Annotated in this window: 21 protein-coding genes; 13 read left to right on the forward strand and 8 right to left on the reverse strand. The window is 70.0% G+C overall.

Annotated elements, in window-relative coordinates; translation table 11 throughout:
• Positions 1 to 47: 47 nt before the first annotated feature.
• From AB0L95_RS31420 to AB0L95_RS31450, 7 genes are all read left to right on the forward strand, one after another.
• A complete protein-coding gene (locus AB0L95_RS31420; RefSeq protein ID WP_365167417.1) occupies positions 48 to 812 on the forward strand; it encodes a HipA family kinase in 765 nt (254 codons plus the stop codon).
• Positions 809 to 1222 (forward strand): DUF3037 domain-containing protein, encoded by a 414-nt coding sequence (locus AB0L95_RS31425; protein ID WP_365167419.1) that lies wholly within the window; start codon positions 809 to 811, stop codon positions 1220 to 1222. Before AB0L95_RS31420 ends, AB0L95_RS31425 begins: the two co-directional genes overlap by 4 nt.
• Positions 1223 to 1383: 161 nt before the next feature.
• Positions 1384 to 2145 carry a 3-oxoacyl-ACP reductase FabG gene (gene fabG, locus AB0L95_RS31430; protein ID WP_365167421.1) on the forward strand — a complete coding sequence of 254 codons (762 nt, stop codon included), beginning with the start codon at positions 1384 to 1386 and terminating at the stop codon, positions 2143 to 2145.
• 19 nt (positions 2146 to 2164) lie between these two features.
• Positions 2165 to 2923 carry an SDR family oxidoreductase gene (locus AB0L95_RS31435; protein ID WP_365167423.1) on the forward strand — a complete coding sequence of 253 codons (759 nt, stop codon included), beginning with the start codon at positions 2165 to 2167 and terminating at the stop codon, positions 2921 to 2923.
• Between the two features lie 194 nt (positions 2924 to 3117).
• Positions 3118 to 4698: an ABC transporter substrate-binding protein gene (locus AB0L95_RS31440; RefSeq protein ID WP_365167425.1), complete on the forward strand. Its 1581-nt coding sequence runs from the start codon at positions 3118 to 3120 to the stop codon at positions 4696 to 4698.
• Between the two features lie 91 nt (positions 4699 to 4789).
• A complete protein-coding gene (gene ung, locus AB0L95_RS31445) occupies positions 4790 to 5473 on the forward strand; it encodes a uracil-DNA glycosylase (RefSeq protein WP_311699642.1) in 684 nt (227 codons plus the stop codon).
• Positions 5474 to 5630: 157 nt separating this feature from the next.
• Positions 5631 to 6185, forward strand: a complete 555-nt coding sequence (locus AB0L95_RS31450) for a hypothetical protein (protein WP_365167427.1) — start codon at positions 5631 to 5633, stop codon at positions 6183 to 6185.
• 590 nt (positions 6186 to 6775) lie between these two features.
• Here the strand turns inward: AB0L95_RS31450 and AB0L95_RS31455 are convergent.
• Entirely contained in the window at positions 6776 to 7288 is a 513-nt protein-coding gene (locus AB0L95_RS31455; RefSeq protein WP_365167429.1) for a DinB family protein, read from the reverse strand.
• Between the two features lie 132 nt (positions 7289 to 7420).
• Between AB0L95_RS31455 and AB0L95_RS31460 the strand changes: the two genes are divergently transcribed.
• The gene (locus AB0L95_RS31460) at positions 7421 to 8332 is read left to right on the forward strand and encodes a Gfo/Idh/MocA family oxidoreductase (protein WP_365167431.1); all 912 of its coding nucleotides are present in this window, start codon (positions 7421 to 7423) and stop codon (positions 8330 to 8332) included.
• Here the strand turns inward: AB0L95_RS31460 and lnt are convergent.
• The 4 genes from lnt to AB0L95_RS31480 form a co-directional block, all read right to left on the reverse strand.
• Positions 8250 to 9818 (reverse strand): apolipoprotein N-acyltransferase, encoded by a 1569-nt coding sequence (gene lnt, locus AB0L95_RS31465; protein WP_365167539.1) that lies wholly within the window; start codon positions 9816 to 9818, stop codon positions 8250 to 8252. The two genes, AB0L95_RS31460 and lnt, sit on opposite strands and share 83 nt — an antisense overlap.
• Before the next feature lie 96 nt (positions 9819 to 9914).
• Complete coding sequence (locus tag AB0L95_RS31470; RefSeq protein ID WP_365167433.1) at positions 9915 to 10454, reverse strand: nuclear transport factor 2 family protein; 540 nt, start codon at positions 10452 to 10454, stop codon at positions 9915 to 9917.
• Positions 10455 to 10590: 136 nt separating this feature from the next.
• On the reverse strand, positions 10591 to 11226 hold the full coding sequence (locus tag AB0L95_RS31475) for a hypothetical protein (protein WP_365167435.1): 636 nt from the start codon (positions 11224 to 11226) through the stop codon (positions 10591 to 10593).
• Between the two features lie 472 nt (positions 11227 to 11698).
• Entirely contained in the window at positions 11699 to 11878 is a 180-nt protein-coding gene (locus AB0L95_RS31480) for a hypothetical protein (RefSeq protein WP_355918381.1), read from the reverse strand.
• Between the two features lie 233 nt (positions 11879 to 12111).
• Between AB0L95_RS31480 and AB0L95_RS31485 the strand changes: the two genes are divergently transcribed.
• Complete coding sequence (locus tag AB0L95_RS31485) at positions 12112 to 12909, forward strand: SAM-dependent methyltransferase (protein ID WP_365167438.1); 798 nt, start codon at positions 12112 to 12114, stop codon at positions 12907 to 12909.
• Between the two features lie 281 nt (positions 12910 to 13190).
• Entirely contained in the window at positions 13191 to 13364 is a 174-nt protein-coding gene (locus tag AB0L95_RS31490) for a hypothetical protein (protein ID WP_365167440.1), read from the forward strand.
• Between the two features lie 84 nt (positions 13365 to 13448).
• Here AB0L95_RS31490 and AB0L95_RS31495 read toward each other — a convergent pair whose 3' ends face one another.
• Together AB0L95_RS31495 and AB0L95_RS31500 are read right to left on the reverse strand one after the other, a co-directional pair.
• Complete coding sequence (locus tag AB0L95_RS31495) at positions 13449 to 13595, reverse strand: hypothetical protein (protein ID WP_365167442.1); 147 nt, start codon at positions 13593 to 13595, stop codon at positions 13449 to 13451.
• Positions 13592 to 13855 (reverse strand): hypothetical protein, encoded by a 264-nt coding sequence (locus AB0L95_RS31500; protein ID WP_365167444.1) that lies wholly within the window; start codon positions 13853 to 13855, stop codon positions 13592 to 13594. The genes AB0L95_RS31495 and AB0L95_RS31500 overlap by 4 nt, the downstream gene beginning before the upstream one ends.
• Before the next feature lie 167 nt (positions 13856 to 14022).
• Here AB0L95_RS31500 and AB0L95_RS31505 point away from each other — a divergent pair, with 167 nt between their 5' ends.
• From AB0L95_RS31505 to AB0L95_RS31515, 3 genes are all read left to right on the forward strand, one after another.
• A complete protein-coding gene (locus AB0L95_RS31505; RefSeq protein WP_365167446.1) occupies positions 14023 to 14571 on the forward strand; it encodes a hypothetical protein in 549 nt (182 codons plus the stop codon).
• A gap of 153 nt (positions 14572 to 14724) precedes the next feature.
• Positions 14725 to 15225 (forward strand): DUF3761 domain-containing protein, encoded by a 501-nt coding sequence (locus tag AB0L95_RS31510; RefSeq protein ID WP_365167448.1) that lies wholly within the window; start codon positions 14725 to 14727, stop codon positions 15223 to 15225.
• A 253-nt stretch (positions 15226 to 15478) separates the two neighbouring features.
• Positions 15479 to 16357, forward strand: a complete 879-nt coding sequence (locus tag AB0L95_RS31515) for a hypothetical protein (RefSeq protein ID WP_365167450.1) — start codon at positions 15479 to 15481, stop codon at positions 16355 to 16357.
• 254 nt (positions 16358 to 16611) lie between these two features.
• Here the strand turns inward: AB0L95_RS31515 and AB0L95_RS31520 are convergent, their stop codons facing one another.
• Positions 16612 to 17487, reverse strand: a complete 876-nt coding sequence (locus AB0L95_RS31520; RefSeq protein WP_365167452.1) for an undecaprenyl-diphosphate phosphatase — start codon at positions 17485 to 17487, stop codon at positions 16612 to 16614.
• Between the last annotated feature and the right edge of the window lie 49 nt (positions 17488 to 17536).

Consider the following 17536-nt stretch of genomic DNA (forward strand, 5'->3'; position numbering starts at 1 on the left):
GAGTTGACCGTGGAATGCAAGGCAAACGAGCTGCAGGGCCCTGGAAGATGCTGAGGGGGGTCACCGCAACTCGCTACATCACGCCCCTGCGTGAGGGCGGCTCGCTGCCGGGGCTCGTCGAGGGTGACGACCTCGGGACCTACGTTATGAAGTTCAGCGGCGCGGGCCAGGGCCGTAAGACCCTTGTCGCCGAGGTCGTCTGCGGTGAACTCGCCCGCCGGCTGGGCTTCAGGGTGCCCCCGCTGGTGACGGTCGACCTCGATCCCGTCCTGGGTCTCGGCGAGCCCGACCAGGAGGTGCAGGAGCTCCTCAAGGCGAGCGGCGGGCTCAACCTCGGGATGGACTTCCTCAGCGGCGCGATCGGCTATGACCCGCTCGCGTTCGAGGTCGGTTCCGAGGAGGCCGGGCGGATCGTCTGGTTCGACGCGCTGGTGGGCAACGTCGACCGCTCCTGGCGCAATCCCAACCTGCTGATGTGGCACGGCGACCTGTGGCTCATCGACCACGGCGCAACCATGATCTGGCACCACAACTGGCCCGGCGCCGAGACCTCCGCCGCGCGGCCCTACGACGCCTCCGACCACGCCCTGCTCCCCTTCGCCCCCGATGTCGCGGGCGCGGCCGCCGCACTCGCGCACCTTGTCACCGAGGAGTTGCTGGCCGAGGTGACCGCCGAGATCCCGGATGCGTGGCTGACCGGCGAGCCCGGCTTCGACACCCCGGACGCGCTGCGTCGCGCGTACGCCCGGCCGCTGCTCGCCCGCGCCGCCGTCGTCCACGAACGCATCAACGGAATCGAGGAGGCGCGGTGATCGAGCGCCACATCGTCAGCAGCCGGGTGAGCGACCGGGAGGTCTTCGAGTACGCCCTGCTCCGGGTCGTACCGCGGGTGGAGCGCGGGGAGTGCATCAACGCGGGCGTGCTCGTCTACTGCCGCGCCAAGGCCTACGTCGGCGCCCGCACCCACCTCGACGAGGCCCGGCTGCTGGCCCTCGACCCCGAGGCGAACGTGGCGGGCGTGCGGGCCGCGCTGAGCGCCGTCGAGAACGTGTGCGCGGGGGGCGCGCCGGCCGGGCAGGCGGCTCGCGACGACGCCGGACGCCGCTTCCGCTGGCTGATCGCGCCCCGCTCGACGGTCGTCCAGCCCGGACCGGTGCACACCGGACTGACCACCGACCCGGCGGCCGAGACCGAGCGGTTGCTCGACCTCCTGGTGAGGTAATGGATCACACGCACCCGGTGTGCCGTTGACACCGGGTGCCAGGGCTTCTAGCGTCACGTCTACTGAAGGTACTAAGCGGTCGCTCACCCATCGGGCGTATCGCGGGAGCCGCAGACGTTCCGAAGGTGTTTAGGGCTTTCCAAGGGCGAGGAGAACCAGCAATGTCCACCACTGAGCAGCGGGTCGCCGTCGTGACCGGCGGTGCGCGCGGCATCGGCGCGGCCACCGCCGTACGGCTGGCGGCCGAGGGCCGTGCGGTCGCGGTGATCGACCTCGACGAGGCCGCGTGCAAGGACACCGTCGAGAAGATCACCGCCGAGGGCGGCAAGGCCATCGCCGTCGGCTGCGACGTCTCGGACGAGGCACAGGTCGAGGCGGCCGTGGCCCGCATCGCCGAGGAACTGGGCGCGCCGACGATCCTCGTCAACAACGCGGGTGTGCTCCGCGACAACCTGCTGTTCAAGATGAGCGTCTCGGACTGGGACACCGTCATGAACGTGCACCTGCGCGGCGCCTTCCTGATGTCGCGGGCCTGCCAAAAGCACATGGTCGACGCGAACTTCGGCCGGATCGTGAACCTCTCCTCGTCCTCCGCGCTCGGCAACCGCGGCCAGGTGAACTACTCCGCCGCCAAGGCCGGTCTGCAGGGCTTCACCAAGACCCTGGCCAAGGAGCTGGGCAAGTTCGGCATCACCGCCAACGCCGTCGCCCCCGGCTTCATCGCCACCGAGATGACCAAGGCCACCGCCGACCGGGTCGGCATGGGCTTCGACGACTTCAAGGCCGTGGCCGCCACCCAGATCCCCGTGCAGCGCGTCGGCGAGCCCGAGGACATCGCCAACGCGATCGCCTTCTTCACGGGCGAGGCGGCCGGATTCGTCTCCGGCCAGGTGCTGTACGTGGCCGGCGGGCCGCTCGACTAGGGCCGGGGAGAACACGAACATGACGGAGCAGCCTGAACTCTCCGGCAAGGTCGCCCTCGTCACGGGCGCCAGCCGCGGCATCGGCTACGGCGTCGCCGAGGCGCTGGTCGCCCGCGGCGACCGGGTCTGCATCACCGGCCGCAACGAGGATGCCCTCAAGGAGGCCGTCGAGAAGCTCGGCGCCGACCGTGTCATCGGTGTCGCCGGCAAGGCCCACGACGAAAGCCACCAGGCCGTCGCCGTGGAGCGCACCATGGAGGCCTTCGGCCGGGTCGACTTCCTGGTCAACAACGCCGGGACGAACCCGGTCTTCGGCCCGATCGCCGACCTCGACCTCAATGTGGCGCGCAAGGTGTTCGAGACCAATGTCGTCTCGGCGCTCGGCTTCGCCCAGCGGACCTGGCACGCCTGGCAGAAGGACAACGGCGGCGCGATCGTCAACATCACCTCGGTGGCGGGTCTGTCCGCCTCGCCGTTCATAGGCGCCTATGGCATCAGCAAGGCCGCCATGATCAATCTGACCATGCAGCTCGCGCACGAGTACGCACCCCTGGTGCGGGTCAACGCCATCGCCCCGGCCGTGGTGAAGACGAAGTTCGCGCAGGCCCTGTACGAGGGCCGGGAGGAGGAGGCCGCCGCGGCCTATCCGCTCGGCCGGCTCGGTGTGCCCTCGGACATCGGCGGTGCCGCCGCGTTCCTGACGTCGGACCAGTCCGACTGGATCACCGGTCAGACGCTCGTCGTCGACGGCGGCATGTTCCTGAACGCCGGAGTCTGATGACGTGAGCCGCCGACACGGGCGCCCGTGGACAGAATGGGCGCCCGTGTCGACGTACACGAGACACTCGGACGGATGACAACGTCGTCATATACGAGCTGATCACAAGCACTTCGCGAACTCGGTCCAGGCGGCCGGAGGCTGCGGTAGGGTCTGCCGCCAACCCCTGGAACGGCTGATCGAGGAGTGTGCGCGTGTTCAACCCGAACCGTTGTCTGCGTCCGCTGGCGGCGATCGCGTCCATATCCCTGGTGGCCGGCTGCGGCGCGCTCTCCTCGGGTTCCTCCGACGACAAGGGGCCGATCGTCGTCGGCACCACCAGCGCCCCCAGCACACTCGACCCCGCCGCGTCCTGGGACGGCTCCTGGGAGCTGTTCCGCAACATCTACCAGACCCTGCTGAGCTACCCGACCGGTGCGTCGGTGCCCCAGCCCGACGCCGCGGACTTCTGCTCCTTCACCGACGGGACGAACCGCGTCTACCACTGCGTGCTGCGCAAGGGCATGACCTTCTCCGACGGGAGAGCGCTGGACGCGCGCGCCGTGAAGTACTCCATCGACCGGATCCGCACGCTCAACGTGGCGGGCGGCCCCGCGGGCCTGCTGGGCAGCCTCGACAACATCACCACGCGCGGCGACCGGGAGATCGTCTTCCACCTCAACAAGCCCGACGCCACGTTCCCCTTCGTGCTGGCCACCCCCGCCATGTCGATCGTCGACCCCGACGCCTACCCGGCCCGCTCGCTGCGCAAGGACGGCAAGGTCCTCGGCTCCGGCCCCTACAGCCTCAAGACGTACCAGGAGGGCAAGCAGGCCGAGCTCGTCCGCAACACCCGCTACAAGGGGTACGCCGAGCTCCACAACGACGCGGTCACCATCCGCTACTTCCAGGACTCGGGCACGATGGTCTCCGCGCTGCGCGAGAAGCGGATCGACGTCACCTACCGGGGTCTCGCCGCCCCCGACATCGTCTCCCTGCAGAACCAGGCGTCCAAGGAGTCGCTCCAGCTGATCGAGGGCGCGGGCACCGAGATCAGCTACCTCGTGTTCAACCCCAAGGACCCCTGGGCGGGCAAGCTCGCCGTGCGCCGCGCCGTCGCCCAGATCGTCGACCGCCCGGCGATCGCCCACAAGGTGTACAAGGACACCGTGGACCCGCTGTACTCGATGGTCCCCAGGGGGCTCACCGGGCACACCACGGGATTCTTCGACGACTACGGGGACCCCAGTGTCCCCAAGGCGCGCAAGATCCTGTCGGACGCGCACATCACCGGCAAGGTCCCGCTCACGCTCTGGTACACCACCGACCGCTACGGCTCCGAGACCGGCCCGGAGTTCGAGGAGCTCAAGAGCCAGCTCGAAGACTCCGGCCTGTTCACCGTCACCCTCAAGAGCCGCCCTTGGAAGACCTACGAGGAGGGCTACCGCAAGGGCGAGTACCCGGTGTTCGGGCGCGGCTGGTTCCCCGACTTCCCCGACGCCGAGAACTTCATCGCTCCCTTCGTGGGCGAGCAGAACGCGCTCGGTACGCCCTACCCGGCGCCGAGGATCACCGGGGTGCTGCTGCCCGAGTCCCGGCGCGAGAGCGACCGTGCGAAGGTGGTCGAGGAGTTCCAGCAGGCCCAGCAGATCCTCGTCGACGACGCCCGGCTGCTGCCGCTGTGGCAGGGCAAGCAGTTCGTCGCGGCCAGCGAGGACATCTCCGGCGGGGAGCAGGCCCTCGACCCGTCGACGATCATGTTGATGTGGGAGCTGTCCCGCAAAACCAGCTGGTAGATCGGGCCCCGGGCGGGGTTCGGGCACCGGTTGTCAGTGGTCGCCTGTAGGTTCTTGACCTGGAAGTGACCGCACATCGGAGGAAGTTGACGTGACCGACATCGCCATGCTGCCGGAGTCCTGGCGGGGCGTTCTGGGCGACGAACTGCAGCAGCCCTACTTCAAGGAGCTGACGGAGTTCGTCGAGGAGGAGCGCGCCAAGGGTCCCGTCTACCCTCCGCGCGAAGAGGTCTTCGCCGCGCTCGACGCCACGCCGTACGACAAGGTGAAGGTGCTCGTCCTCGGTCAGGACCCGTACCACGGCGAAGGCCAGGGACACGGCCTCTGCTTCTCCGTGCGCCCCGGGGTGAAGACCCCGCCCTCGCTGCGGAACATCTACAAGGAGATGCAGCAGGAGCTGGGCACACCGATCCCGGACAACGGCTATCTGATGCCGTGGGCCGAGCAGGGCGTGCTGCTGCTGAACGCGGTGCTCACGGTGCGTGCCGGTGAGGCGAACTCGCACAAGGGCAGAGGCTGGGAGAAGTTCACGGACGCGGTGATCCGCGCTGTGGCCGGCCGTCCGGATCCGGCGGTGTTCGTGCTGTGGGGTAACTACGCACAGAAGAAGCTGCCCCTCATCGACGAGACCCGGCATGTCGTCGTCAAGGGCGCGCACCCCTCGCCGCTGTCGGCGAAGAAATTCTTCGGATCGCGCCCCTTCACACAGATCGACGAGGCGGTGGCCCGGCAGGGACACGAGCCGATCGACTGGACGATCCCCAACCTGAAGTGAGAGGCGGGGCGGGCCCGGATCCGGCCCGGACCCGCCCGGCCACCGGTCGTGCCGCGTCGTCACCGGCTTGGCCCAGCGCCCTGCGGAGCCGCCTGAGCGTGATTGTCGGCGGGGGCGGCTAGCGTCGTGGTGACGGGCGACGAGCGTGGAGGACGCGGTGGCGGAGCGACAGGGGCAGGCGGCGCCGGACGCCGTGATGAGCCGGATCGGTCAGGTCGTCATGCTGCACCACGGCGGCGACCGCGAGGAGGCCCGGGATCGCTTTCTGGGCCTGTGGGCCGAGATCGGCGAGGACGGGGACCCGCTGCATCGCTGCACGGTGGCGCACTACATGGCGGACACCCAGGACGACCCGTCGGACGAGCTGGCCTGGGACCTCAGAGCGCTGTCGGCCGCCGAGGAACTCAGCGACGAGCGCCTCGCCGGACATGACGGGGTGCTCGCCGTGCGCGCGTTCTTCCCCTCCCTGCATCTGAACCTGGCCGCGGACTATGTGAAGCTGGGTCGCTGCGAGGCCGCGCGCTCCCATCTGAGCCGGGCGCGCGGCTCGGCCGACGGGCTCGGCGACGACGGCTACGGCGACGGCATCAGAACGGCGATCGCCCGCCTGGAGCGGCGGCTCGCGGAGACCCCGATGAACAGCCCACCCGAGCCGGGCCCCCCGGAGGGCCCGGGCGGAGAGACCCTGGGACCCCCGAGACGCCGGTCCTGAACGCCGGGCGTCCGCGGGCCGAGGCGGCGAGCCGGCGGTCGTGGGGCGCCACGTCCGCTCACCGGCCGTAGGTGCTTCGGCAGATGTCCGCCTCCGGGCTGCCCGGTCGCCACCCTCCATAGCTGCGGCCGAGCGCGCACACGTCCGCGTTGCCGGGGAACGGGGCGGGAGCCGCCGGTGGTGCCTCCGCGCCGTGTCCGGAACGCTCACGCCTCGGGTGCGGGGATGCGGACCGCTGGTGCGGGGCGGCCGGCCGCGCGGCGGTGGGGCCCGGTCGGGGGGTTGGTCCCGTATCGCCGTCGGCCGACGGAGGGCGGGAGGACCCGACCCGCTCCAGCGCCTCCCGCGCCGGGGCCTGCACCACGCGGGGTGCCACGCTGCCCTCCGCCCGCGGCGCCGAGGACTGCGAGGGCGCCCGGGGCGGGGGCGGAGCGGACGGCCGCTGGACGGTCACACAGCCGGACAGGGTCGAGACGGCCATGGTGACCAGGAGCGTTGCACTCGTCGTCGTTCGCTGCACTCGCGCAACTCTGCTGGTTTCGGCGGGCTTTGGGGCGCGGACGGACGGAGGATGCCCCGCACGGGTGACCTCACTCCCCGGTGGCCCCGTCGATCCGTTCGCGGATCAGATCGGCGTGCCCGTTGTGACGGGCGTACTCCTCGATCATGTGGGTGTAGATCCAGCGCAGGCTGAAGGGCTCGTCGGTGAACCGGCTCCGTCCTTGGGAGAGGTCGTCCAGACCGAGCGCGGCAGCGTGACGCCGGGCGATCTCGATCTCCCCCTGCCAGGTGGCGTACGCCGCCTCCCATGTGTCGTCCTCGGTGAGGTGGAACTCCCCGTCCGGGTCCTCGTCGCTGTAGTAGAGGGGTCCGGGGTCGTCACCGACGAGCACCTTGCGGAACCAGGCGCGCTCCACGTCCGCCATGTGCCGCACGAGCCCCATCAAGGACAGCTCGGACGGTTCCACCGCGGCGGTTCTGAGCTGGGCGTCGGTGAGACCCTCGCACTTCCACGCGAGGGTGTGACGGTGATGGTCGAGCCAGCCTTCGAGCATGGCTCGTTCGCCGGCGTTCTGGGCGGGTGACGGGCGTTGGGCAGTCATGTCGGCATACTGGCGGACCGCCACCCGCCCCCGCCATGCATTTCTGCGGGGCATGCGGCCGCCGGTGTCCCTGCGGCACCGCGGTCGTATGCTTCCGACGAGGTATCCGTCGGCAACCCCAGGAGACGCCCCGTGAAGGTCGGCTGCATCGGACTCGGTGACATCGCGCAGAAGGCGTACCTGCCGGTGCTCGGGCTGCAGCCGGGAGTCGAACTGCACCTTCAGACCCGGACCCCCGCGACCCTGGCCCGCGTCGCCGACAGTCTGCATCTGCCCGAGGGGCGACGTCACACCGCTCTGGACGCGCTCCTCGACCAGAACCTCGACGCCGCGTTCGTGCACGCGCCCACCGAGGCCCACCCCGAGATCGTCGCCCGGCTGCTGGAGGCGGGCGTCCCGACGTACGTCGACAAGCCCCTCGCCTACGAACTCGCCGAGTCCGAACGGCTGGTGCGGCTCGCGGAGGAGCGGAACGTCAGCCTCGCGGTGGGCTTCAACCGGCGTCACGCACCCGGGTACGTACAGTGTGCCGACCATCCGCGCGAGCTGATCCTGATGCAGAAGAACCGCGTCGGGCTGCCCGAGGAGCCCCGCACCATGATCCTCGACGACTTCATCCATGTCGTGGACACGCTGCGGTTCCTGGTCCCTGGACCGGTCGACGACGTGACCGTGCGGGCCCGGGTCGAGGGCGGCCTGCTGCACCATGTGGTGCTCCAGCTGGCCGGTGAGGGGTTCACCGCGCTCGGCGTGATGAACCGGCTCAGCGGTTCGGCCGAGGAGATCCTGGAGGTCTCCGGGCAGGACACCAAGCGGCAGGTGCTCAACCTGGCCGAGATCATCGACCACAAGGGCCAGCCGACGCTGCGGCGGCGCGGGGACTGGGTGCCGGTGGCCCGGCAGCGCGGTATCGAGCAGGCCGCGCTCGCCTTCCTCGACGCCGTTCGCGCCGGCAAGGTGCTCAGCGCCCGTGACGCACTGGCGACCCATGAGCTGTGCGAGCGGGTGGTAGCTGCGGTGCAGGAGCGTTCCGTCGCGCTCTGAGCGCCCGGACGCCCTCCGTCGCGCCCAGCGCGGCGATCACCAGCAGGGCCCCGTGCACCGGCCAGTCGCCGTAGCGGTCGTACGGCGTCGTGCCGTGGGCGAGCGGGACGTCGTAGACCATCGACGCGCTCCGTCCGGTGCCGAGCCAGGGCCCGACGCGCTCGCCGTCCGGGCCGTAGACGGCGGAGACGCCGGTCAGGGTGGCGTGGACCATCGGGCGGCCCGTCTCCGCGGCGCGCAGCGCGGCCAGTGAGGCGTGCTGCTCCGGCGCCCAGCTGTGCTGGAACGTCGATGTCGAGGACTGGGCGAGCAACAGCCCGGCCCCATCTTCGGCGAGATGGCGGCTCATGTCGGGGAACGCGGACTCGAAGCAGACCATGGGGCCCACGCGCAGTCCATGACCGACGTTCATGATCACCTGTTCGGTGCCGCGCCTGCGGTCCTCGCGCGCCGCCCTGCCCACCGAGGTGGCCCAGCCGAGCACGGACCGTGCCGGTATGTACTCGCCGAACGGGACCAGCCGCATCTTGTCGTAGCGGTCGCCCGTCGGACCCTGCGGACCGATGAGCACGGAACTCTTGTAGATGCCCGGACGGTCGGAGCGGCGGGCGTCGACGTTGACGAGGATGTCGGCCTTCACCAGCCGGGACAACGCCGCGACCCGGTCCGCAAGATCGGGTCGCTGCGCGAGGTCGAAACCGACGCTGCTCTCGCCCCACACGACCAGGTCCACGTCCTGCCCGGCGAGACCACGGGTCAGCTGCTCCTCGCGCTCGAACCGTCTGGTGCCGCTGTCCGTGCCGTCTATGACACCCGGCTGGACGACGGCGACCCGCACCCGCCCGTCGACGTCCGGGCGCGGCGACCAGACCCATGCCGCCGATGCCGCCGCGGCTGTCGCGACGAGCCCGGCCACGGCCGGAACACGTGACGCCCGCACCGCCACGAGCATCGCGACGGCGATGTTGACGCCCACGACCAGGAAACTCAGCAGCCAGACCCCGCCGACCGAGGCCAGCCGCAGCGCGGGCCCCACCTGCCACTGGCTCGAACCGAGCAGCCCCCAGGGTCCGCCGAGCCCCTGCCAGGAGCGGACCAGCTCGACCAGCAGCCAGCCGGACGGCAGGACGAGCAGGGCGGCGCCCAGTCGTCGCGGTGACGGCACCCCGCCCAGGAACCGCCGCACGAGCACGCCCCAGGGCGCCCACAGCGCCCCGAGCAGGGCCGCGATGACGAAGGTGAAGACGTTCAGACTCGGTATCAGCCAGTGGTGCACGGCGGTCATGAACCCGAAGCCGCCGAGCCAGCCGTCGTACGCGGCCCGCCGAGCGGTCGGCGCGGACCGCACGAGCAGGATCCACGGGACCAGGGCCACGTACGCGAACCACCACCAGGACGGCGCGGGGAAGGCGAACACCGGCAGCGCACCCGCGAGCACGGCGGCGACCCCGCGCCACCAGCGGGATGCGAGCCAGTCGTCGGGCATCCTTATGCGGCGCTTTCCTCCCCGGTGCATGCCTCCAGTGTGCGCGCCGGGGAAGATCTACGACAGAGGGCCTGGGGCGCGGGGCCGGGGGCAGACTCAGGTGACCGGGTCCTCGCGGGGCTGCGCGGGGAGGCTGCGCCATTTCTCCTGGACGACCACCTGGTGCAGCCGCCACCCCTCCTCGGTCCGCAGGAACGAGAACGCATACCGGCCGCCGCACACGAAGTCCGGCGCGTAGGGGCCGTCGCCCGTCCCCGCGGGACGCTCCGGCCCGGCGGCATGCTCGGTCCCCGCGGGACGCTCCGTGCCGGCGAGGCGCATCGGGTTGACGTAGTCGGCCCGGACCCGGGCGGTGTCGCCGATGTCGCGTGCCAGGGAGTCGAAGCGCAGGTGCCGGTTCACGATGAGGTGCTGGCGCACGGGAAACAGCCGCATGGTCTGCTCCAGCCAACCGGCGACCTGACCGGCGTCCCCCTCGATGCCGCCGGCCGAGCGGTAGTCGGCCCGCCCGTCCGGGGTGAACAGTTCTCGGTACGCCTGCCAGTCTCCGTCGTCCACGGCCGCCGCGTACTCGGTGACGAGTTCGTCGACGGCCAGGCGGTCCATCACGGTCGCGAGCTCCACGCGCTGGGTCATCGGCTCAGTGTTGGGGACGCGGCAGGCGCAGCCAAGAGGCGTGCGCGGGGTTTCGGGCAGCCGCCCGCGTCGGGGACGGCCGGCGCGGTGGGGGCGGCGTGCTGCGGTGGCGCCGTGGTGAGGTGCGGGTGCGGGGTCACCACATGTCTTCGCGGCAGACCACCCGGAAGCTGCCCGCGACGTTGTCGTCGGCGAACATGGCCGCGCGGAAGAACTCGTCCTCGTGGGAGTAGTCGCCCCCGTCGGAGGTACTGGGCACGACGCCGAAGGTGCTGCCGTGGGGGCCGACAGTGGCGACCGGGGCGCCGTTGTCACAGGTGAAACCGCGGTAGACCTCGACGAACTGGTCGCTGTCGTTGTCGATGCTGAAGCTGTTGGAGCCCAGCCCGCTCGCCGCGGTGATGCAGCCGTCCACGGCGGCGGAGTACGTCCGTTCGTTGAAGTGGATCCAACCCGGTCCACGGTGACCATGGTCGCGGTCGCGGTCGCGGTCGCGGCCCCGGTCCGAGCCGCCCTCGTCCCTCTTGCCATGGGAATCGCCGCCACCGTTGGCAGCCGCTGCGGCGGGCGCGGCCGGAGCCGCATGCCGGGGGTGCGCGGCCTTCGAGGCCGGCCGGGCGGCGTGCGCGGCGTGTGCGGCATGCCGGGCCGCGTGCTTGGCGTGCGGGCCCGCCTCGGTGGATTCGACGGCTGAGGCGTAGGTGAGGCCGGTGGTGGCGAGGGCCGCGGTGGCCACTACGGCCGCGGTCACGGCGAAGGTACGTGTGGGCATGTCACTTCTCTCTGTCGCAGTGGCGCCGGCCGGGCAGCCGATCCTGCGATGAACGTACTGACAGACCCTCATAACTGTCATTTCGGACATGTTGTGGGTGTGATCTTCCAGGGCCGAACGGGCGCATCCCCGGCGTGGCGTGTCGACGCGCCGCCGCCACCCGTGCGCGGCTCGCGGCGGGACGCACGCGACGCGGCACTCGGATCCGTTGGGGGGGGGCAGCCGCGGAGCGCTCCGCCGGAGGCGGCTCAGACCCAGGCGGCGTACGGCCAGGGGCGGGACACCGGCCGAGTGGACCCGGGCCCGTACGCCCGGTCGTGCCCCGCTGTGCCCCATGTCTCAAGGAGTTCCTGAGCGGGTGCCCGCAGCGGACGGTCAACGGGTGTCCGCGCCACCCGACGTGATCAAGTGTCGGCGGTTCGGGTGCAGTTGACGTCGCACCCGCCGAACAGCCTCCGCTCGGCGGGTGCCCTCAGGCCGCCTCGATGACCTCGCCACGGATCGCCGCGGCCCACTCCACCACCAACAGCTCGTACTCCGCGCGCTCCTGGGCCGACAGAGAGCCACCCGCGCGCAGCCACAGCGCACGGATCTGCTCGTTCAAGTCGTCAGCGGACCGCACGGAACCAAGGCTCTGGGAATCGGGGGACATGCCGGCAAGCCTAGGGGTAAGCCGTGACAGCGCGCCACCACGCGACTGCGCACACGGTATGTGGTTGGTCACGGTCGATTCCGTGGACCGGACGTGGAGGATCCGCGTAGGGCGGCGCACCACCCATGGTCGCGCCGGCGCACAACTACGGCTCTGGGCATCGGAGTTGCTGTGGGAAGCTGTCGTCAGTCGTGCGCGGGTGGGGCCGCGGCGGCCGTCGAGAGGAGTGCAGCGTGAAACAGGGCGGCTTCCGCGCCGAGGGGATCGACACCAGCAGGCCGCACCCTGCGCGGATCTACGACTATCTGCTGGGCGGCAAGGACAACTACGAGGTGGACCAACGGGCCGGCGACGCAGTCGCCGCCGCCGCGCCCGAGGTGCGGATCGGCCTGCAGGCCAACCGTGCCTTTCTGCGGCGCGCCGTCCGTCAAGTCGTCGGCAGCGGTGTCCGGCAGCTCTTGGACATCGGCTCCGGGCTGCCGACCTCGCCGAACGTGCACGAGATCGCCCTTGAGGTGGCCCCGGACGTACGCGTCGCGTACGTCGACAACGACCCGATCGTGAAGGCGCACGCCGACGCGCTGCTCAGCCGTTCCGGGGCGACCAGCATCGTGCTCGCCGATCTGCGCGACCCGCGGGCCGTCGTGGACCACCCCGACGTCCGCCGGGTCATCGACTTCGACGAGCCGGTCGCCCTGCTCCTCGTCGCCGTCCTCCACTTCCTCACCGACGCGGAGAACCCCGGGCAGGTCGTCGCCGCTCTGCGCGACACGTTGCCGGCCGGCAGCTTCCTCGTGCTCTCGCACGCCACGGACGACTTCGCCGACCGCAGCGAGGCCCAGGCCGTCTACAACAAGGCCACGGCCACCCTGAACCTCAGGTCCCACGCCGAGGTCGAGCGCTTCTTCGACGGCTTCGAGCTGGTCGAACCCGGCCTGGCCCAGGTCCCGTTCTGGCGTCCGGACACCCCTCCGCCGGCGAGGTCCGGTGAGATCGGCTTCTACGGCGGCGTGGCGCGCAAGTCCGGTTGAACGACACTCGACGAGGCGGATCGGGCGGGGGCCGGCGATGCTTCCACGAGCGCGCCGGGGCACGGCCGTACGTCCCATTCATGCCGTCGGGCCTCTTCCACCAGCAGGTGCCACCTCGTCCGCACTCCGCCATTCGGGAGTGACCGTGCCCCACACGCGGCGCCTGGCCGTTCTCCGGCGTCGCCCAGGACGCCGGGCCGCACGACGGCGACGTACAGAAAGCCAACCGCGCTGAGAAGCGGAAGATCTGGGCTGCATGGCTGGCGGGCAACCTGATCGCGTTGTTGATCGCATCTGCGGTCAACACGCTCGCGGGCACGCCGACGATTGCGAAGGTGCTGTTCGCGGTGGCGTTCGTGGCGTTGACGGTGACGGCGTTCCGGATGACGCGACCGTTGAACCGGCGGATGGATCGGGAGCGGCGTGAGGTGCTCGGCGACCACTATCCGGGCTGAGCCGGGATGTGGTGCCGCTCCGGTGTCCGGGCAGGGCCATCGTCATGCGGTGGGGCAGCACTCCGGACACGGCGTCTGCCGCACCTACTGCGCCTCCCCGGTCGTCAGCGGCACGATTGGGCGGAGCAGGATGCCCTGTGCCGCGCTACCCGCGCGGCCGGTCTGGAAGGCGGGGCAGCCCTCGCCGGTGTGGCATCGGTCGCTGCTGTCCGTGGTGATGTAGGTGCTCATGTGGTGGGCTCCTCGTCCGGGCGCACCGAGCCAGCGCCGTAGAAGCCCTCCAGCTGCACGTTCAGCTCCGCCAGGTCTGGATGCTCAGCCAGTTCACGCACCTCTGCCTCCGTGAGCAGCTCAGCGAGACGCCGCATGGACCTGGTGGCCAAGGCCGCTTCGGCTGCCATGTCCAACTCGGCGGCCCTCTTACGGTGCAGGCCCGCCAGAATGCGCAGCTGCCGCGCCCTCAGCTCGTACCGGTCGGGCTTCTCGCTCATGCGGTCTTCTCCTCGCTGGTCGCCGGGCGCGGGCGGGGTACGCCTTCATCGTCGCATCTCGTTGGCTGACCGGGAGCGGGCTCCGTGCTGTGCGATTGTCCGAACTTACCGTCACAACTCAGCCACATCCCTTACACATAATCCGGCCAGGCTTCATGATCGTCGGCATGCGAAAGACCCTTACCCTCGCCGCGGCTGCCACCGTCCTCACGGCCAGCCTCGCGGGCTGCAGCGGCAGCGACTCCCACAGCAGCAACGCCGTACCCACTAAGGCTGAACCCACCAACGCCGCCCCCGCCAAGGACGCAGCAGCACAGGCCAAGCCCCTCAGCGCGCAGACCGCGTTCACCAAGATCTCCGCCGCCGTGAACACGGCGAAGCTGTCCGGGACCGTCACCGCGGACAACGACCCGAACCACCTGCTGGGCCGCCCGAATCAGTACACATCGAAGATCACGTTCGATGAAACGCGGATCTCCGCCAGTGACGTCAGCGGCACCGACAAGGGCGACGTCGACCGCGGCGGCTCCATCGAAGTCTTCGGCAACCCTGCCGACGCGCAGGCCCGCGCGAAGTACATCCAGTCCGTCACCAAGTCGATGCCGATGCTCGCCGAATACGACTACGTCCACGGCACGGTCCTCGTGCGGGTGTCGCACTACCTGACCCCGAAGCAGGCCGCCGACTACAAAAACGCCACCAACAACCTGAGCTGAGAAAGCGCCCCCATAAAACGAACCCTCACCACCACTGCAGCCGCTGTCGCCTTGCTCGCTGCTGGGCTCACCGCCTGTTCCAGCAGCTCGAACACCAGCAGCGACAGCAAGCCTGCAGCGGCGAGCCCCAGCAAGTCCCAGGCTGGGGACCCGGTGAAGTACCTTTACGACGTCGACGAGCACCGCCGCTCCCAGGCCGACGTCGAGACCGTGGTCCAGAAGCTGCGGTCGCGCTGCACGGACAACGTTCTGGTCCTGGAGTTCACCGCCACGAACACCGCGACGGATCTGGTCGACGCCCAGCATGACCACCAGGGCGTCTACCCCGTGCTCACCCAACTCGCGGCAGGCCTTCCGCAGGGAGCGGGGAAGGCGCAGTGCGCGTCCCGGCTGCCGACCGTGGAGAAGCAGATCAAGGCGCAGCGGACGCTCAAGCCTTCGCCTACGCCGACGCGCACCACCGCGAAGCCGGCCACCCACAAGCCCGCCCCGGTCAAGACCACACACCGGCCGACCGTGCAGCACACGACTGCGGCCCCAGTGGACGACCACGGCGGCGCGACCGCCCTCTGCAACGACGGAACGCTCTCGTACAGCGCCCACCACCAGGGGACTTGCTCGCATCACCACGGGGTCGCCGTCTGGTACAAGTGACGGGCCGGAATCGTCATCCGCAATCTCGCCGAGGGCGACGGTTGGACCGAGGAGACGCTGTGAATGCCCCGTGCACCTGAGGGGCAGCGGTGCGCTACTGTGCTCCTCGCGGCAGCCGCGCCTGCCAGACTCCCGGCCGGGAAAGCACCCACGCGCCCGGGATGCGGACAAGGGTCTCAGACTCGCGCACTCACCGATCTTGATCGTTTTCCTTGCTGCGGCATGGGCGTGGGCATGCTGCGGAAGGACCCTCGTGACCCAGGACAAGAAGCGCAAAGCCGCGGTCCGTCAAGCACAGCAGGCCGGCGGGCGCCGCTACGCCGCCCTCGCGCGCGAGATGACCGCCATCCCGTCCGCTGCCTTCCAGCTTGCGCAGTTGCTGGCCGAATGCGCCACCCGCCCGGCTGTCACCGTGGACTGGGACTTTCATCCCGAGCACGCGCCCGACGTCTTCGAGTCGAGCCTGATCGGCACAGCCATCCCATACGGCAGCGTGCTGCAGCTGGCACGCCGCGGGCGCAGCGCGCGGCTCACCGTGGAGTCCGTCGAACCGCGACACTCAACAGTCCTCGCGTGCGACGGGCGACGCTTCCTGCTCCTGATCAGCCAGGAAGCGGCCTGGGACCTCTGCAAGATCCCGCAGTGCCCGCACTACTCCGCTCATCCGGCCTTCACGCACTGCCCCGACCACCTGGCCCAATGCAACGTCAATTCCCTCCTGTCGATGGCACGAGACTGGGGCCATGACCGCCACGAGAGTCACAAGTGCGCCCCGGAAAGCGCCGGCGGAAGCACCGAAGCCGACGCCCTGATCAAGGCATCTGTTTACGTTGGCTCGTGCGATCGAGTCAGCAACGCCCTCTTGTCCGCGCTCTTCGGTGACCCGGACCTGTTCGACGAGATGTGCCTGGATACCTCCCAGCGCCTGGCTATGCAGCATGCCTGCGAACGGGAGAGGCTCCGCCTGGACGACGTGGCGCACGCTGAGGTCAAGCGGCTCCGCCAACAACACGGGGCGTGCGGGCGTTGCGGGGAGAGGCTGTTCGGCTGGAACCCCGGTACGCCAGCTCTGCTTTGCCGCAACTGCGCTCCGTCTCCGCGCGCGGCAGAGCCGCACAGCACCAATGTGTGAACTCCTCCTACCGCTCGATGAGCAGCGCGTGCCGAGACTGCCCTGTTTGGTGGACTTTCTTGCTTCTCGCGCCGCTGCCCGGCACAGTGCGCCTGGGCGGGGCGCCGTGAGCTCGCAGGGGCCTTCGGCTTGCTCGGGTGGGAGAGAGTGGGCGACAACTGGGAGATGACCACGGGGGTGGGCGGGAGTGATCGCGAGTTTCCGCTAGTTTCTGCAAGTATCCGCTAGCGATAACTGGTGATCAATTCGCCCGATCAGCCCGCGGACTCGGCCGCGTGAGGACTCAGGACACCCGCTCCGACCAGGGCGATGATGAGCACCCCGAGCGCGATCCGGTACCAGACGAACGGCATGAAGCTCTTGCTGGAGATGAACTTCATGAACCAGGCGATGACGGCGTACCCGGACACGAACGCGATGACCGTCGCGAACAGTGTCGGCCCCCAGCTCACATGCCCCGTCTCCGCGGCGTCCTTGAGCTCGAACGCGCCTGACGCCAGAACCGCCGGAACGGCGAGAAGGAAGGAGTAGCGCGCCGCGGCCTCGCGCCGGTAGCCGAGGAACAGGCCGCCGCTGATCGTGGCGCCGGACCGGGAGACACCGGGGATCAGGGCCATCGCCTGGCAGACGCCGAAGACCAGTCCGTCCTTGGTGTTCAGGTCGGCCAGCGCCTTGCGCTGCTTCGGCACCCGGTGCCGGCCACCGGCCTCGTCACGCGCCGCGAGCCGGTCCGCGACACCGAGGATCACACCCATCACGATCAGCATCGTCGCGGTGACCCGCAGGTCGCGGAAGGGGCCCTCGATCTGGTCCTTCAGGGTCACGCCGAGCACGCCGATGGGTATGGATCCGACGATCACCAGCCAGCCCATCTGCGCGTCGTGGTTCTGCCGCATCCGCTTGTCGAAGAGCGAACGGAACCACGCGGAGAGGATGTTCGCGATGTCCTTGCGGAAGTAGATCAGCACCGCGGACTCCGTGCCGATCTGAGTGATCGCGGTGAAGGCCGCTCCGGGGTCCGTCCAGCCCGCGAAGGCCGCGGTCAGCCGCAGATGGGCACTGGAGGAGACGGGGAGGAACTCGGTCAGCCCCTGGACGAGTCCGAGGATGAGGGATTCAAGCCAAGACATGGAGTGATCGGGTCCAAGCGCTGATCGTGGAAGCGACGACGGGCACACC

It is taken from the genome of Streptomyces sp. NPDC052036, from assembly GCF_040680495.1.
Taxonomy (GTDB): domain Bacteria; phylum Actinomycetota; class Actinomycetes; order Streptomycetales; family Streptomycetaceae; genus Streptomyces.

Bases quoted from the DNA above. Each gene is read 5' to 3' on its own strand.
- AB0L95_RS31420 (WP_365167417.1), top strand. From the start codon at position 48: ATGCTGAGGGGGGTCACCGCAACTCGCTACATCACGCCCCTGCGTGAG.
- fabG (WP_365167421.1), top strand. From the start codon at position 1,384: ATGTCCACCACTGAGCAGCGGGTCGCCGTCGTGACCGGCGGTGCGCGC.
- AB0L95_RS31435 (WP_365167423.1), top strand. From the start codon at position 2,165: ATGACGGAGCAGCCTGAACTCTCCGGCAAGGTCGCCCTCGTCACGGGC.
- AB0L95_RS31455 (WP_365167429.1), bottom strand. From the start codon at position 7,288: ATGACTGCCCAACGCCCGTCACCCGCCCAGAACGCCGGCGAACGAGCC.
- lnt (WP_365167539.1), bottom strand. From the start codon at position 9,818: ATGCCCGACGACTGGCTCGCATCCCGCTGGTGGCGCGGGGTCGCCGCC.
- AB0L95_RS31470 (WP_365167433.1), bottom strand. From the start codon at position 10,454: ATGACCCAGCGCGTGGAGCTCGCGACCGTGATGGACCGCCTGGCCGTC.
- AB0L95_RS31475 (WP_365167435.1), bottom strand. From the start codon at position 11,226: ATGCCCACACGTACCTTCGCCGTGACCGCGGCCGTAGTGGCCACCGCG.
- AB0L95_RS31480 (WP_355918381.1), bottom strand. From the start codon at position 11,878: ATGTCCCCCGATTCCCAGAGCCTTGGTTCCGTGCGGTCCGCTGACGAC.
- AB0L95_RS31495 (WP_365167442.1), bottom strand. From the start codon at position 13,595: ATGAGCACCTACATCACCACGGACAGCAGCGACCGATGCCACACCGGC.
- AB0L95_RS31500 (WP_365167444.1), bottom strand. From the start codon at position 13,855: ATGAGCGAGAAGCCCGACCGGTACGAGCTGAGGGCGCGGCAGCTGCGC.
- AB0L95_RS31505 (WP_365167446.1), top strand. From the start codon at position 14,023: ATGCGAAAGACCCTTACCCTCGCCGCGGCTGCCACCGTCCTCACGGCC.
- AB0L95_RS31520 (WP_365167452.1), bottom strand. From the start codon at position 17,487: ATGTCTTGGCTTGAATCCCTCATCCTCGGACTCGTCCAGGGGCTGACC.